Here is a 15,057-nt window from a genome sequence, read left to right on the forward strand (position 1 = left end):
GGGCTTGCTCGCGAAGAGGCCCTGAGCCCCAACGACAATGCCGACTCTTAAACCGCATCCCGAGGCAGCATCAACCCCAACGGCAACCGAACCCGCGCTTCCAGCCCACCACCGGACCGATTGCGCAACTCAACATTCCCACCATGCATCGAAGCAATCCGCTTCACGATCGCCAACCCCAACCCGGTTCCTTTGCCACCGCGAGCACGATCCCCACGGGTAAACGGGTTGAAGATCGCCTCCAGCTCCGACGGATCAATCCCCGCCCCACGGTCCATGACGCTCAGCACCACATACGGGGCGCTGACATCCCCGGACACATAAGCCGCCACCTCAACACCGCTGCCAGCGTGATGCAGCGCATTGCCGATCAGGTTGTTCAGCAACCGTTTCATGGACACGCGACGCAGCGGAAACGGCTGAATCGGCTCCAGACGCAGGCGTACTTTCTCTTCATTCTGGTTAAACGGCGCGGCGACTTCGCGGACCAGATCGCTCAAGTCCACCTCTTCCACCGATTCATCGCGGCCATCGCGGATGAACGCGAGGAACTGGTCGAGAATCGCGTCCATGTCCTCGATGTCGCGGACCATGTCGTCCGTCAGGTCGCTGTGGTCGCCCATCAGTTCCAGTGACAAGCGCAAACGAGTCAGCGGTGTTCGCAGGTCATGGGACACCCCGGCCAGCATCAGCTCGCGCTCGCGGCCAGCCTGTTCGACGTCCTCGGCCATCTGGTTGAACGCGCGGTACACCTCGGTCATCTCGCTCGGTGTGTCGCTGATCGGCAAACGTACGCTACGACCCTGGCCGAGTTGCCTGGCGGCATAGACCAGGCGCTTCAACGGTTGATTGAGCTGGCTGACGAAGATCCACGCCGAGGCGGTGGACAGCAAGCCGATGGCAAGGAACCAGCCGAGCACGTTCCAGATTTTCTGGCCGCGTAAAGGATGTGGATACAGCGGCACTTTCAGCCAGCCATCGCCCAGGCTCGGCGCCCGGACCCACAGCGCCGGCGGCGAGTGCATGCGTAATCGCACCTCGGTGTCGGCGCCGAGTTCGGCCTGCATCTGCCGCTGATAGATCTCGCTGTAAGGCCAGTGTTGCTCGCCTTCCGGCACGCCGGTGCCCACCACCCGGATCAGGGTCGCGGCTTCGGCAATCTTGTCGCGATTGTTTTCATCGGCCGCCCAATAGGCGCGCAGCGTCAGGGCGACGCCGTGGCTGTATTGACGATCCACCAGCACGTCTTCGTTCATCAGCAGATAAACCAGGGTCAGAGCCTTGGAAAACAGGACGACAATCAGCACCAGCCACAGGGTGCGGGAGAAGAAACTCTGGGGGAACCAAACCGGGGTTTTCATGAATAACCGCTACACACTTGCAGGAGCGAGCGATGCTCGCATATTGCGGATCGCGAGTCTGCGGACAACATCATCCGCAAGACCCGCTCCTACAAATCGCCGATCACTTGGTGGCGGCGCCATCCGGAACGAACACGTAGCCCACGCCCCAGACAGTCTGGATGTAACGCGGCTTGGACGGATCAGGCTCGATCATCCGGCGCAGACGGGAAATCTGCACGTCGATGGAACGCTCCAGGGCATCCCACTCGCGACCACGGGCCAGGTTCATCAGTTTGTCACGGGTCAGTGGCTGACGCGCGTTCATGACCAGGGCCTTGAGTACCGCGAACTCACCGGTGGTGAGCATGTGCACTTCGTCACCGCGTTTCAGTTCGCGAGTCGCCAGCGACAGTTCGTAGTCACCGAAGGTCACGCTTTCGTCTTCGCTGCCCGGCGCACCCGGCACCGGCGCCGATTGACGACGCAGGACCGCTTTGACGCGAGCCATCAGCTCATCCGGGTTGAACGGCTTGGCCAGGTAATCGTCGGCGCCCAGTTCCAGGCCCTTGATGCGGCTCAGCTCGTCGCCCTTGGCGGTGAGCATGATGATTGGAATCTGATTGTTCGCGCCGCGCAGACGGCGGCAGGCGGTCAGACCGTCTTCGCCGGGCAGCATCAGGTCGAGGACGACCAGGTTGAACACTTCACGCGCCAGCAGGCGGTCCATTTGTTCGGTGTTCGGTACGGCGCGGGCGCGGTAGCCCTTGCTGACGAAAAAGCGTTCCAGCAGGCTGCTGAGCCCCGGATCGTCGTCAACAATAAGAATTTTTTCGCCTTCAGCAATGTTTGCAGTGCTGCTCATTGGATGCTCCTTTGATCTCAGCGCGCATTATGGCGTAGCTGCCGTTATACGCACCGTGTGCATTGTTAGCAGATTTTTCCTTCACCGCCAGAAATCCGGGCATTGTGCCTACAGCCTGTGATGCCCCCGAATGACAGAACGCTGGTTATAATGCGCGGCCTTTTGTGTCAGGCAACGTCTGATCGTTACCGTCGCGGCGGCTTTTTATTTTCATCGCCACGGCAGTAATTGTTCGATTTCACGGGTCAACGGGATGCCTGTTGATCCAGGTAGCGGCGCAGGCCAGGCCGCTCAACCAGACTCGCCGAGCCTTTATCCCCGCGCCCGCGAGCCTGCTTTCACAATTTGTCAGGTGGTTTTATGGACAGCATCAACAGCCGCATCGCCGAGGAACTCGGCGTACGCCCACAACAGGTCGAAGCGGCCGTCGCGCTACTCGATGAAGGCTCTACCGTTCCCTTCATCGCCCGTTACCGGAAAGAAGTGACCGGCAGCCTCGATGACATCCAGTTGCGTCATCTGGAAGAGCGTCTGCGCTACCTGCGAGAACTCGACGAACGGCGCATCAGCATCCTCGCCAGCATCGAAGAGCAAGGCAAGCTGACCCCGCAACTTGAACGCGACATCAAGCTCGCCGACACCAAGACCCGCCTCGAAGACTTGTACCTGCCGTACAAGCAGAAGCGCCGCACCAAGGGCCAGATCGCCCTGGAAGCCGGCCTCGGCGAGCTGGCCGACGGCCTGTTCAACGATCCCTCGCTGGCCCCGGACACCGAAGCCGCACGCTTCATCAACGCCGAAAAAGGCGTGGCCGATGTGAAGGCGGCCCTCGAAGGCGCCAAGTACATCCTCATGGAGCGCTTCGCCGAAGACGCTGGCCTGCTGGACAAGCTGCGCAACTACTTGAAGCAGGAAGCCACCCTCAGTGCCCGCGTGATCGCCGGCAAGGAAGAGGAAGGCGCCAAGTTCCGCGACTATTTCGAACACGACGAACCGCTGAAAAGCATGCCGTCGCACCGCGCGCTGGCGATTTTCCGTGGCCGCAACGAAGGCATTCTCAGCTCCGCGCTGAAAGTCGGCGACGAACTGCCGGGCACCATGCACCCGTGCGAAGGCATGATCGGTCAGCAGTTCGGCATCCAGAACCAGAACCGCGCCGCCGACAAATGGCTGGGCGAAGTGGTGCGCTGGACCTGGAAGGTCAAGCTCTACACCCACCTCGAAACCGACTTGCTGGGCGAGCTGCGCGATGGCGCGGAAACCGAAGCGATCAACGTGTTCGCCCACAACCTGCATGACCTGCTGCTGTCGGCTCCGGCTGGCCCGCGTGCCACCCTGGGCCTCGACCCGGGCCTGCGCACCGGTTGCAAGGTCGCCGTGGTCGATGCCACCGGCAAGCTGCTGGATCACGCCACGGTTTACCCGCACGTGCCGCACAACAAGTGGGATCAGACCCTGGCGATTCTCGCGGCCCTGTGCGCCAAGCACTCGGTGGACCTGATCGCCATCGGCAACGGCACCGCCAGCCGCGAAACCGACAAGCTGGCTGCTGAGCTGATCAAAAAATACCCAGCAATGAAGATGACCAAAGTCATGGTCTCCGAGGCCGGTGCATCGGTTTACTCGGCGTCGGAACTGGCTTCGAAGGAATTCCCGGACCTCGACGTGTCGATCCGTGGCGCGGTGTCCATCGCCCGTCGCTTGCAGGATCCGCTGGCCGAGCTGGTTAAAATCGATCCGAAATCCATCGGTGTCGGCCAGTACCAGCACGACGTGTCGCAGCTGAACCTGGCGCGCGGCCTGGACGCGGTGGTCGAGGACTGCGTGAACGCCGTGGGCGTGGACGTGAACACCGCTTCCGTGGCGCTGCTGGCCCGTATCTCCGGCCTCAACGCGACCCTGGCGCAGAACATCGTCAGCCACCGTGACGAGCACGGCGCGTTCAAAACTCGCTCGGCGTTGAAGAAAGTGGCGCGCCTGGGCGAAAAAACCTTCGAACAGGCGGCCGGTTTCCTACGCGTGATGAACGGCGACAACCCGCTGGATTCGTCTGCGGTTCACCCGGAAGCCTATCCGCTGGTGCAACGCATCGCTGCTGAAACCGACCGCGACATTCGCTCGCTGATCGGCGACGCGAGCTTCCTCAAGCGTCTTGATCCGAAGAAGTACACCGACGAAACCTTCGGTCTGCCGACGGTCACCGACATCCTGCAAGAGCTGGAAAAACCTGGCCGCGACCCGCGTCCGGAGTTCAAGACCGCCGAGTTCCAGGAAGGCGTCGAAGACCTCAAGGACCTGGAACTGGGCATGATCCTCGAAGGCGTCGTGACCAACGTGACCAACTTCGGTGCATTCGTCGATATCGGCGTGCATCAGGACGGTTTGGTGCACATCTCTGCGCTTTCGGAGAAGTTCATCAAGGACCCGCGTGAAGCGGTGAAGGCCGGTGACGTGGTGAAAGTGAAGGTCATGGAAGTCGATATCCCGCGCAAACGCGTCGGCCTGTCGATGCGCATGAGCGACACCCCGGGCGAGAAAATCGACGGTGCCCGTGGTGCGCGTCCGGGGTCGGCACCGCGCCAGTCCCAGAACACTGCACCGCGCAAGGAAACCACGGCGGCGGCCCCGTCCAACAACGCCATGGCTTCGCTGTTCGCCAACGCCAAGCAGTTGAAGAAACGCTGATGGAAATCCCGGCCGGGCTGACCGAAAGCGCGTTTTTCAAGCTGCTGGGCTGTCGCTTGCACAGCCTGGAAACCGGGGTGGCGCAAGTCGCCCTGGCGCTGGAACCCGAACTGCGCAATCGCGGCGGCAAGCTGCACGGCGGGGCCTTGTTCAGCCTGGTGGACATTGCCATGGGGCTGGCCTGTTCCAGCACCCACGGCTTTGACCAGCAGAGCGCGACCATCGAGTGCAAGATCAACTACATCCGCGCCGTTTCCGACGGTGAGGTGATGTGCACGGCGCGGGTGATCCACCCGGGCCGCCGCACGCTGGTGGTCGAAGCCGACGTGATGCAGGGCGACAAACTCGTCGCAAAAGCACAAGGCACGTTCGCTGTCCTGTAGATGAATGCCATCATTTTGAGTTAATTTCAGCGCAACGAATCCCTGTAGGAGCAAGCTTGCTCGCGATGGAGGTCAACGAAGACTAGGGTCGCCTGGATGAACGCGGCGCCCTCAAGTCCTTCGCGAGCAAGCTCGCTCCTACAAAACCAGGCGAAAACGCCAGTTTCAACTTCACCCTTGTAGACCGTCCTGCCCACCCCCATATTGGGGCGACTGACGCGTGAAGGAATCCAACTTGAGCGAACTTCTCAACCGCCGCCTGGCTCTGCTCGGCGAGCGCGCTAACCTCTCTCTGCTCGAACAGTGCCTTCACGGCATCGAACGTGAATGCCTGCGCGTGACCGGCGAAGGTCGCCTGGCGCAAACGCCGCACCCGGAAGAATTGGGTTCCGCGCTGACCAACGAACAAATCACCACCGACTATTCCGAGTCGCTGCTGGAGTTCATCACGCCCGCCCTGCCCGACCCGGCCGACACCCTGGCGAGCCTGGACAGGATTCACCGTTTTGCCTACAGCAAGCTCGGCAACGAGTACCTGTGGAGTCCATCGATGCCGTGCCCGTTGCCGGCCGAGGAAGATATCCCGATCGCCTATTACGGCACCTCCAACATCGGCAAGCTCAAGTATGTCTACCGCAAGGGCCTGGCCCTGCGCTACGGCAAGACCATGCAGTGCATCGCCGGGATTCACTACAACTTCTCCCTGCCGGAGAAGCTCTGGCCGCTGCTCAAGCAGGCGGAAGGCTTTGTCGGTACTGACCGCGACTATCAGTCGTCGGCCTACATCGCGCTGATCCGTAACTTCCGCCGCTACAGCTGGCTGCTGATGTACCTGTTCGGTGCTTCGCCAGCGCTGGACGCCGGTTTCCTGCGCGGTCGCACGCATCAGCTGGAACAGCTGGCCCCGGACACCTTGTACCTGCCGTACGCCACCAGCCTGCGCATGAGCGATCTGGGTTACCAGAGCAATGCCCAGGCCGGCCTGACGCCGTGCTACAACGATCTGGCGAGCTACACCGACAGCCTGCGCAAAGCGGTGGCCACACCGTATGCGCCGTATGTCGAAATCGGCACGCATCAGGACGGTGAGTGGGTTCAGCTCAACACCAACATCCTGCAGATCGAAAACGAGTACTACTCCAACATCCGCCCGAAACGCGTGACCTACACCGGCGAGCGGCCGATCCAGGCGCTGGTGGCCCGTGGCATTCAGTACGTCGAAGTGCGTTGCCTGGACATCAACCCGTTCCTGCCGATGGGTATCGACCTCACCGAGTCGCGGTTCCTCGATGCGTTCCTGCTGTATTGCGCGCTGAACGACAGCCCGCTGTTGACCAGTAATTCGTGCGGCAACGCGACATCGAACTTCCTCAGCGTGGTCAAGGAAGGTCGCCGTCCGGGCCTGCAATTGCAACGCGACGGTCAACCGGTTGACCTGAAGGAATGGGCCGGCGAGTTGCTGGAGAAGATTGCGCCACTGGCGGCGTTGCTGGATCAGAGCCATGGCGGCGATGCGCACAGCAAGGCATTGGACGCGCAACTGGCCAAGGTCAAGGATTCGTCCCTGACGCCATCGGCCCAGGTGCTGGCGGCAATGGCCGAACACAAGGAAAGCTTCAGCCAGTTCTCCCTGCGCCAGAGCCAGGCCCATGCGGAATATTTCCGCAGCGAGCCGTTGAGCATCGAAGACCAGGCAACGTTTGAAGAGCGCGCACGCTCCTCGCTGGCGGAGCAAGTGGAGCTGGAGCAGAACGAAGTCGGCGATTTCGATGTGTTTGTCGGCTCGTATCAGGCGAGCATTCTGGCGATCAGTAACTGATCGTTGGCGGTCCTGCGGACCTTGATCGCCAGCAAGCTGGCTCCTACAAAAATCATGTGCCTCACACATACCCCTGTAGGAGCCGGCTTGCCGGCGATGACGGCCTGAAATTCACCGCAAGCGCAAGCTGGCTCCTACACAGATTCGGGATCGCCACAAAATCGCGCGCCCAACGCAAAACCCTGTAGGAGCCGGCTTGCCGGCGATGGCGGCCTGAAATTCACCGCAAGCCTCAAGGGCCTCATCGCCAGCAAGCTGGCTCCTACAAGGGAGCACTTAGAATATTCCGCTCATAAGCTCATTCGAAAAAGTTATTTATTTTCGGATTCTTATATCATTTAGTCTCTTTTTCACGCCGACTCTCGGTCCGCCTGAAAAGGAGCTTCCCAATGAAACTGCATTTCCCTCTTCGCCTCCTGGCGGCCGCGTCTTTGGCTGCGGCGAGTTTCTTTGCCCAGGCGGCTGACGTGACGGTCGCTTACCAGACCACCGTGGACCCGGCGAAAGTCGCCCAGGCCGACGGCGCCTACGAAAAAGCCACCAACGCCAAGATCGACTGGCGCAAATTCGACAACGGTGCAGACATCATCGCCGCCATCGCTTCCGGCGACGTGCAGATCGGCTACCTCGGCTCCAGCCCTCTGACGGCTGCAATCACCCGCAAAGTCCCGGTTGAAACCTTCCTCATCGCCACCCAGATCGGTGCCGCTGAAGCCTTGGTTGCCCGCGACGGCTCCGGGATCAAGACACCGCAAGACCTGATCGGCAAGAAAATCGCCGTGCCGTTCGTTTCCACCGGCCACTACAGCCTGCTCGCCGCGTTGAAGCACTGGAACATCGACCCTTCGAAAGTCACCGTGCTCAACCTCGCCCCCCCAGCCATCATCGCCGCATGGAAACGCGGTGACATCGACGCCACCTACGTGTGGGACCCAGCGCTCGGCGTGGCCAAGGAAAACGGCAAAGTACTGATCACCTCTGGTGAACTGGCCAAGTTCGGCGCACCAACGTTCGACGCGTGGATCGTGCGTAAAGACTTCGCCGAGAAGCACCCGGAAATCGTCACCGCGTTCGCCAAAGTCACCCTCGACGCCTACGCCGATTACCGCAAAGACCCTAAAGCCTGGCTCGCCAATCAATCCAACGTCGACAAGCTGGTGAAGCTATCGGGCGCCAAGGCCAGCGACATTCCGCTGCTGCTGCAAGGCAACGTCTACCCGCTGGCGGCTGATCAGGTGATCACCCTCGGCGCGCCGACCACCAAAGCCATCACCGACACCGCCGTGTTCCTGAAAGAACAAGGCAAGGTCGAGGCCGTGCTGCCGGACTACGCGCCGTACGTCAGCGCCAAGTTCATCACCAACTGATCGGGAGTTAATTGCGATGGCCTTGCTACAGCTGGAGCGCATCAGCGCACAGTACCCCGGTAGCCCGGAACCGGTATTGGCGGATATTTCCTTGAGCCTTGGGCCCCAGCAATTGCTGGTAGCCCTCGGCCCGTCCGGCAGTGGCAAGACTTCGCTGTTGAACCTGATTGCCGGTTTCGTCGAGCCCAGCGCCGGGCGCATCACCCTCGATGGCGTGCCGGTCAAAGGCCCGAGCGCCGAACGCGGCGTGGTGTTCCAGGACGACGCGCTGCTGCCTTGGCAAGACGTGTTGGCCAACGTCGGTTTCGGTCTGGAACTGGCCGGTGTTTCCCGGGAAAAACGTGAAATCCGCGCTCGGGAAATGCTTGCACTGGTCGATCTGTCCGGTTTCGAAAATCGGCGCATCTGGCAGCTTTCCGGTGGCCAGAAACAGCGTGTCGGCCTCGCCCGTGCACTCGCCGCCGATCCTCGCGTGTTGTTGATGGACGAACCTTTCGGCGCCCTCGACGCCTTCACCCGCGAACAGATGCAGGAGCTGCTGTTGCAAGTCTGGCAGCGCACCGCCAAACCCGTTTTCCTGATTACCCACGATATTGAAGAAGCGGTATTTCTCGCCACAGACCTGATTCTGCTGGCGCCAAACCCCGGGCAAATCGTCGAGCGCCTGAGTCTGGATTTCGGTCAGCGTTACGCCGCCGGCGAGTCCGCACGGGCGATCAAATCCGACCCGCGCTTTATCGAAACCCGCGAACACGTACTCGCCAAAGTGTTCTCCCAACGTAGCGCCGCCACGCGGCAGGAGCGCGCATGAGCAGCTATGAAATTCCGGCCGTGACGGTGAAACCGGGTTCGACGGTGATTCCTGTTCGGCGAAGCCTCAGTACTCGCTGGATCAGCGTGCTGACCCTGGTCGCGCTGGTTGCCCTGTGGTGGGCCGTTACCGCCACAGGAATGATCGAACCGCTGTTCCTGCCGCCACCGTCCGCCGTGCTGCAAAAAGGCTGGCTGCTGGTGACCACCGGCTACATGGATTCGACGTTGTGGCAGCACTTGGGCGCGAGCCTCAGCCGCATCGGTCTGGGCCTTGGTTTTGCCGTGCTGACCGCCGTACCGGTCGGCATCGCCATCGGTCACAACCGCATTGCGCGCGGCATTCTCGATCCGCTGATCGAGTTCTATCGCCCGATTCCACCGCTGGCCTATCTGCCGTTGATTGTCATCTGGTGCGGCATTGGCGAACTATCGAAAGTCCTGCTGATTTACCTGGCGATTTTCGCCCCGATCGCCATCGCCACCGCGACTGGCGTGCGCACCGTCGACCCAGCCAAATTGCGCGCCGCGCAGTCATTGGGCGCGACCCGGGCGCAGTTGATTCGCCATGTGATTTTGCCGAGTGCCTTGCCGGACATCTTGACCGGTGTGCGCATCGGTCTGGGCGTGGGCTGGTCAACGCTGGTCGCCGCCGAACTGATCGCCGCCACCAGCGGCCTGGGTTTCATGGTGCAGTCGGCCGCACAGTTCCTGGTCACCGATGTGGTGGTGCTGGGGATTCTGGTGATTGCGCTGATCGCCTTCGCCATGGAGATGGGCTTGCGTGCGCTGCAACGCAAACTGGTGCCGTGGCACGGCCAGGCTCACTGATTTTTTAATGTGGGAGCGGGCTTGCTCGCGAAGAGGCCGTGTCAGTCAACTTAGATGTTGAATGCTAAACCGCCTTCGCGAGCAAGCCCGCTCCCACAGTCGGCACCCCGGATTGAAGAGAACCACAATGAGCAACCTGACAATCGTCCCCCTCAGCTCCGCCCTCGGCGCGCACATCAGCGGCATCGACATCAGTCAGCCACTGAACCTGGAACAGCGCGATGCCATCGAGCAGGCACTGCTCAAGCATCAGGTTTTGTTCTTTCGCGACCAGCCGATCACGCCGCAGCAACAGGCGCGTTTCGCCGCCAACTTCGGCGACCTGCACATTCACCCGATCTACCCGAATGTGCCGGAACAGCCGGAAGTGCTGATCCTCGACACCGCCGTCACCGACGTGCGCGACAACGCGATCTGGCACACCGACGTGACCTTCCTGCCGACCCCGGCGATGGGCGCGGTGCTCAGCGCAAAACTGTTGCCGGAGTTTGGCGGCGACACGTTGTGGGCCAGCGGCATTGCGGCTTATGAGGCGCTGTCCACGCCGATGAAAAGTCTGCTGGAAGGGCTGACGGCGACTCACGATTTCACCCGTTCGTTTCCGTTGGAACGCTATGGCAACACGCCTGAAGCATTGGCTCAGTGGGAAGAGGCTCGCCGGAAAAATCCACCGCTGTCGCACCCGGTCATTCGTACGCACCCGGTGAGTGGGCGCCGTTCGTTGTTCGTCAGTGAAGGGTTTACGTCGAAGATCAATGAGCTGTCGGAGACTGAGAGCGAGGCGATTCTGAAGTTTCTGTTCGCCCATTCCACGCGGCCGGAATTCACCATTCGCTGGCGCTGGCAGCAGGACGACATCGCGTTCTGGGACAACCGCGTGACGCAGCATTACGCGGTGGATGACTACCGGCCGGCGCGGCGGGTGATGCAGCGGGCGACGGTGTTGGGGGATGTGCCGTTTTTTCGGTGAGCCCCGGAGTTCTTTATTGACATTGATGACCTCTTCGCGAGCAAGCCCGCTCCCACATTAGACCGCGTTCAATGTGGGAGCGGGCTTGCTCGCGAAGGCGATATAGCAGGCGCCAAATAAACCGGCGCGAACGCTTACTCCGCAGTCGAAGGTTTCTCCCAAAGATTGATCCCGCCCTCTTGGGCAAACCGATCAATCTCCGCCAGCTCTTCCGCACTGAAGCTCAGATTCTTCAACGCCCCGACGTTCTCGATAATCTGCTCCGGCCGGCTCGCACCGATCAGCGCCGAAGTCACCCGAGGGTCGCGTAGCGTCCAGGCCAACGCCAGTTGCGCCAGGCTCTGGCCGCGACGCTTGGCAATCTCATTGAGCCCACGCACATGGGCGATGTTGGCCTCCGACAGGTGCGAGGACTGCAACGAACCGCCGCCCGGACGATTGACCCGCGCATCCTTCGGAATGCCGTTGAGGTATTTGTCGGTCAACAGGCCCTGCGCCAACGGCGTGAACGCAATCACGCCGGTGCCCAGCTCGTCGGTGACATCCAGCAGATCCTTTTCCACCCAGCGATTGAGCAGGTTGTAGGCCGGCTGGTGAATCAGCAACGGCACTTTCCACTCTTGCAACAGCGCTGCCATCTCACGGGTTTTCACCCCGGAATACGAAGAGATGCCGATGTACAACGCCTTGCCCTGCTGCACCGCCATAGCCAGTGCGCTGGCGGTTTCTTCCAGCGGCGTGTCCGGGTCGAAACGGTGGGAGTAGAAAATATCCACGTATTCCAGGCCCAGACGCTGCAGGCTCTGATCAAGGCTGGCCAGCACATATTTGCGCGAACCACCGCCCTGACCGTAAGGACCGGGCCACATGTCCCAACCCGCCTTGCTCGAGATGATCAGCTCGTCGCGATACTGCTTGAAGTCTTCACGCAGCAAACGCCCGAAGTTGGTCTCGGCGCTGCCGTACGGCGGGCCATAGTTATTGGCGAGGTCGAAATGGTTGATCCCCAGATCGAACGCCGTGCGCAGCAACGAGCGCTGGGTGTCGATCGGCGTGCTGTCGCCGAAGTTGTGCCACAGCCCCAGGGACAACGCCGGCAACACCAGACCGCTGCGACCGACGCGGCGGTAAGGGATGGAGTCGTAGCGGTTTTCGGCAGCGGTGTAGGTCATCGAATCCTCTCTTGTCTGTCTTGAAGTTGGTATCGACTGCTTCGCAAGTTGCCCAGCATACGCCCAGACAAACGTCGATAAACCACGGACTTGAGGAAATGCTGAAACGTTTCACATATTTTCAATTGAACCTGCCGGACGAGCAAAATCGCTCGGCGTTTATGCCGATAGCTCACGCAGTGCGGCCGCCGCCAAAAAGCCGGATCTTGAGCTGTATCGCTGATCTCGCCTGACCGTTTGATCGATACGCTCAAGCAACTGCTCAGGCAGAGTGGCGTTGAACCGTACCGACTTGCCAAAGTAAGGCGTGATATCGAAGTCAACCACACCCCACACACCACCGGCGTAATCAGGGTTATCAATATGAGCGTCTATCTCCTGCACTTGCGGCAGTGGATCACCATCAGCAACCAACCCCTCATAGTGCAAGGACAACGCCTCCTTCACGTTTTCGAATGCCTGCGCCACTGTAGCGCCCGCAGAGAAACAACCCGGCACGTCCGGGATTATCACTCCGTATTCTGAGTCGGCATCCTTGTGCAGAACGACCGGGAATTTCATTTCGGTGAGTCCTTCCTGTGATGTGGCCCCTTCGAGGCTCTCGTTTCCAATGTCGGGGCTCATTTAAGGCCCGCCTGTTTCAAAATGCTGTTGATCGTTCCTTTTGGAAGATCCGAATCAGGATGCTTAATCGTCACCCGGCCAGCCTTGTACAAATGCTTGTACTGATGGTGGCTACCTTTCACGGCCACCAGATACCAACCATCCTCTTCGATCATCCTGATCATTTCCCGACTTCGCATCACCTTCGTCCTTGTGGGCAGCAACCTGCCGAGCACATTACGCGACAAACTCAGGTGATATACACACCATACACACTCTGACAAATATTAGCCCAGCACAAGGTCACCCATCTTGCGGGAAGACCAGCGGCTAACGCGCCCCGGCAAACACCTCCCCCAACCAATCCACAAACACCCGAACCCGTGGCGACATGTGTCGGTTATGCGGATACAACACTGAAACCGGCATCGGTGGCGGCGGCGTGTCGATCAGGACTTCCTGCACCAGGCCCTGGGCGATCTGCGTTTCCATTCGGTAATGCGGGCACTGGATCAAGCCCAGTCCGGCAATGGCCGAGGCGGCGTAGATTTCTGCGCCGAACACCGAGATCGCGCCCTCGATGGCGACTTCCTGCAATTCGCCATCGACCATGAACTCGAACGGGAACAACTTCGCCGTGGTGCGCGAAACGTAGTTCACCGCGCGATGGTGTTTCAGGTCTTCAAGGGTTTTCGGTTCGCCATATTTGCGCAGGTAAGCCGGGCTGGCGCAGGTGATCTGGCGCAGGTTGGCGACACGCTTGCCGATCAGCGCCGAGTCGCCGAGCGTGCCGGCGCGCAGTACACAGTCGACGCCTTCGGCGATCAGGTCGACAAAGCGGTCGGCCTCGCTGATGGACAGTTCGATGTCCGGATAGCGCTCCATGAATTGCGGCAAGGCGGGGATGACAAAACTCTTGGCCAGCGTGCCATGCAAATCCACCCGCAATCGCCCTTTCGGCGCGACGCTGCGAAAAGCCAGTTCAGCTTCTTCCAGTTCCGCCAGCAATTGCACACAGCGCAAGTAGTACGCCTCGCCGTCCAGCGTAGGACGCACCTTACGCGTGCTGCGCTCCAGTAAACGCGTACCGAGCCAGGCTTCGAACTGGTTCAGCGTATGGGTCAGGGTTGCCCGTGGCAGGTTCAGATCTTCGGCGGCCAGGGTGAAGCTGCTGCGCTCGTAGATCCGCACGAACACCTTCATCGCTTTGACTTGATCCATGGCGTTCGCGACCTTTGATTGTTGGCGATTATTGAACAGTCAAGGCAACTCTCGTGCATTTATCAGCCTGAGTAAACATGTGAGTCTGGCTTCACCCCAAACGGACACCCTCAAAGGATTCACCGCCATGACTACTCAAACTTCGAAAGTTGCCATCGTGACCGGCGCCTCCCGCGGCATCGGCGCCGTGATCGCCAAACAACTGGCCAGCGAAGGTTTCGCCGTCGCCATCAACTACGCCAACAGCGCCACTGAAGCCTCAAAGCTGGTCGTTGAACTGCGTCAGGCCGGCCATCAAGCCATAGCGATCAAGGCTGACGTGGCCAATGCCGACGATGTACGCCGGATGTTCGACGAAACCGAAACACAACTGGGCAAAGTCGATGTGCTGATCAACAACGCTGGCATTCTCAAAGTGATGCCGCTGGCGCAACACACGGACGAACTGTTCGACCAGAACTTCAACATCCACGCCCGCGGCACTTTCAACACGCTGCGTGAGGCGGCGACCCGTTTGAACAGCGGTGGCCGGATCGTCAATTTCTCCAGCAGCACCGTTGGCATGAACCTGCCGGGTTACGCCGTGTACATCGCCAGCAAAGCCGCGGTGGAGTCCCTGACTCAGGTGTTCGCCAAGGAAATGCGCGGTCGCAACATCACCGTCAACGCCGTTGCGCCTGGCCCGGTGGCGACCGATTTGTTTTTGCACGGCAAGAGTGAAGAGCAAATCCAGACCTTCGCCAAGATGCCGCCGCTGGAGCGCCTGGCTCAGCCGGAAGACATCTCCCGCGTTGTTTCCTTTCTCGTCGGCCCTGATTCGGCATGGGTCAACGGGCAAATCCTGCGCGTCAACGGCGGCCTCGTCTGAGCCGCCTCATCCGGTCAAGGAGAAGAAAGCCATGAGTCATCCAGTCAACACCGCCCACACTGGGCAATCGAAACTGATGTTTACGCTGTTCACCGCAGTGGAAGAGCACACGTCTGAACTCCA

Annotated in this window: 14 protein-coding genes; 8 read left to right on the forward strand and 6 right to left on the reverse strand. The window is 60.5% G+C overall.

Annotated features, from left to right (window positions below):
* Positions 1-47: 47 nt before the first annotated feature.
* A complete protein-coding gene (locus tag PMI32_RS08035; protein ID WP_008032259.1) occupies positions 48-1,361 on the reverse strand; it encodes an ATP-binding protein in 1,314 nt (437 codons plus the stop codon).
* A gap of 103 nt (positions 1,362-1,464) precedes the next feature.
* A complete protein-coding gene (gene ompR, locus PMI32_RS08030; protein ID WP_008032260.1) occupies positions 1,465-2,205 on the reverse strand; it encodes an osmolarity response regulator transcription factor OmpR in 741 nt (246 codons plus the stop codon).
* A 360-nt stretch (positions 2,206-2,565) separates the two neighbouring features.
* Here ompR and PMI32_RS08025 point away from each other — a divergent pair, with 360 nt between their 5' ends.
* From PMI32_RS08025 to tauD, 7 genes are all read left to right on the forward strand, one after another.
* Positions 2,566-4,890, forward strand: coding sequence for a Tex family protein (locus PMI32_RS08025; protein WP_008032261.1), 2,325 nt, complete (start codon positions 2,566-2,568; stop codon positions 4,888-4,890).
* Entirely contained in the window at positions 4,890-5,273 is a 384-nt protein-coding gene (locus PMI32_RS0129090; RefSeq protein ID WP_008019061.1) for a PaaI family thioesterase, read from the forward strand. Before PMI32_RS08025 ends, PMI32_RS0129090 begins: the two co-directional genes overlap by 1 nt.
* 235 nt (positions 5,274-5,508) lie before the next feature.
* Positions 5,509-7,092, forward strand: coding sequence for a glutamate--cysteine ligase (gshA, locus tag PMI32_RS08020; protein WP_008032263.1), 1,584 nt, complete (start codon positions 5,509-5,511; stop codon positions 7,090-7,092).
* Between the two features lie 389 nt (positions 7,093-7,481).
* Positions 7,482-8,459 (forward strand): taurine ABC transporter substrate-binding protein, encoded by a 978-nt coding sequence (gene tauA / locus PMI32_RS08015; protein ID WP_008032265.1) that lies wholly within the window; start codon positions 7,482-7,484, stop codon positions 8,457-8,459.
* 16 nt (positions 8,460-8,475) lie between these two features.
* Entirely contained in the window at positions 8,476-9,270 is a 795-nt protein-coding gene (gene tauB / locus PMI32_RS08010; protein ID WP_008032266.1) for a taurine ABC transporter ATP-binding subunit, read from the forward strand.
* Entirely contained in the window at positions 9,267-10,100 is an 834-nt protein-coding gene (gene tauC, locus PMI32_RS08005; RefSeq protein WP_008032267.1) for a taurine ABC transporter permease TauC, read from the forward strand. The genes tauB and tauC overlap by 4 nt, the downstream gene beginning before the upstream one ends.
* A gap of 127 nt (positions 10,101-10,227) precedes the next feature.
* Positions 10,228-11,070, forward strand: coding sequence for a taurine dioxygenase (gene tauD / locus PMI32_RS08000; protein WP_008032268.1), 843 nt, complete (start codon positions 10,228-10,230; stop codon positions 11,068-11,070).
* Positions 11,071-11,204: 134 nt separating this feature from the next.
* On the opposite strand, the gene mgrA is transcribed toward tauD, so the two are convergent.
* The 4 genes from mgrA to PMI32_RS07980 form a co-directional block, all read right to left on the reverse strand.
* Positions 11,205-12,242: an L-glyceraldehyde 3-phosphate reductase gene (gene mgrA, locus PMI32_RS07995; protein ID WP_008032269.1), complete on the reverse strand. Its 1,038-nt coding sequence runs from the start codon at positions 12,240-12,242 to the stop codon at positions 11,205-11,207.
* A gap of 159 nt (positions 12,243-12,401) precedes the next feature.
* On the reverse strand, positions 12,402-12,866 hold the full coding sequence (locus PMI32_RS07990) for a type II toxin-antitoxin system HicB family antitoxin (protein ID WP_008032270.1): 465 nt from the start codon (positions 12,864-12,866) through the stop codon (positions 12,402-12,404).
* Positions 12,863-13,045 carry a type II toxin-antitoxin system HicA family toxin gene (locus PMI32_RS07985; RefSeq protein WP_008032271.1) on the reverse strand — a complete coding sequence of 61 codons (183 nt, stop codon included), beginning with the start codon at positions 13,043-13,045 and terminating at the stop codon, positions 12,863-12,865. The genes PMI32_RS07990 and PMI32_RS07985 overlap by 4 nt, the downstream gene beginning before the upstream one ends.
* A gap of 130 nt (positions 13,046-13,175) precedes the next feature.
* On the reverse strand, positions 13,176-14,066 hold the full coding sequence (locus PMI32_RS07980) for a LysR family transcriptional regulator (protein WP_008032272.1): 891 nt from the start codon (positions 14,064-14,066) through the stop codon (positions 13,176-13,178).
* Positions 14,067-14,193: 127 nt separating this feature from the next.
* On the opposite strand from PMI32_RS07980, the gene PMI32_RS07975 reads away from it, so the two are divergent.
* Positions 14,194-14,934 (forward strand): SDR family oxidoreductase, encoded by a 741-nt coding sequence (locus tag PMI32_RS07975; RefSeq protein WP_008032273.1) that lies wholly within the window; start codon positions 14,194-14,196, stop codon positions 14,932-14,934.
* Positions 14,935-15,057: the final 123 nt, after the last annotated feature.

This window comes from Pseudomonas sp. GM60, assembly GCF_000282415.1.
GTDB classification, from domain to species: Bacteria; Pseudomonadota; Gammaproteobacteria; order Pseudomonadales; family Pseudomonadaceae; genus Aquipseudomonas; species Aquipseudomonas migulae.

Excerpts from the sequence above, each read along its gene's own strand:
- PMI32_RS08035 (WP_008032259.1), bottom strand. The coding sequence starts at position 1,361 with ATGAAAACCCCGGTTTGGTTCCCCCAGAGTTTCTTCTCCCGCACCCTG.
- ompR (WP_008032260.1), bottom strand. The coding sequence starts at position 2,205 with ATGAGCAGCACTGCAAACATTGCTGAAGGCGAAAAAATTCTTATTGTT.
- PMI32_RS08025 (WP_008032261.1), top strand. The coding sequence starts at position 2,566 with ATGGACAGCATCAACAGCCGCATCGCCGAGGAACTCGGCGTACGCCCA.
- PMI32_RS0129090 (WP_008019061.1), top strand. The coding sequence starts at position 4,890 with ATGGAAATCCCGGCCGGGCTGACCGAAAGCGCGTTTTTCAAGCTGCTG.
- tauA (WP_008032265.1), top strand. The coding sequence starts at position 7,482 with ATGAAACTGCATTTCCCTCTTCGCCTCCTGGCGGCCGCGTCTTTGGCT.
- tauB (WP_008032266.1), top strand. The coding sequence starts at position 8,476 with ATGGCCTTGCTACAGCTGGAGCGCATCAGCGCACAGTACCCCGGTAGC.
- tauC (WP_008032267.1), top strand. The coding sequence starts at position 9,267 with ATGAGCAGCTATGAAATTCCGGCCGTGACGGTGAAACCGGGTTCGACG.
- tauD (WP_008032268.1), top strand. The coding sequence starts at position 10,228 with ATGAGCAACCTGACAATCGTCCCCCTCAGCTCCGCCCTCGGCGCGCAC.
- mgrA (WP_008032269.1), bottom strand. The coding sequence starts at position 12,242 with ATGACCTACACCGCTGCCGAAAACCGCTACGACTCCATCCCTTACCGC.
- PMI32_RS07990 (WP_008032270.1), bottom strand. The coding sequence starts at position 12,866 with ATGAGCCCCGACATTGGAAACGAGAGCCTCGAAGGGGCCACATCACAG.
- PMI32_RS07985 (WP_008032271.1), bottom strand. The coding sequence starts at position 13,045 with ATGCGAAGTCGGGAAATGATCAGGATGATCGAAGAGGATGGTTGGTAT.
- PMI32_RS07980 (WP_008032272.1), bottom strand. The coding sequence starts at position 14,066 with ATGGATCAAGTCAAAGCGATGAAGGTGTTCGTGCGGATCTACGAGCGC.
- PMI32_RS07975 (WP_008032273.1), top strand. The coding sequence starts at position 14,194 with ATGACTACTCAAACTTCGAAAGTTGCCATCGTGACCGGCGCCTCCCGC.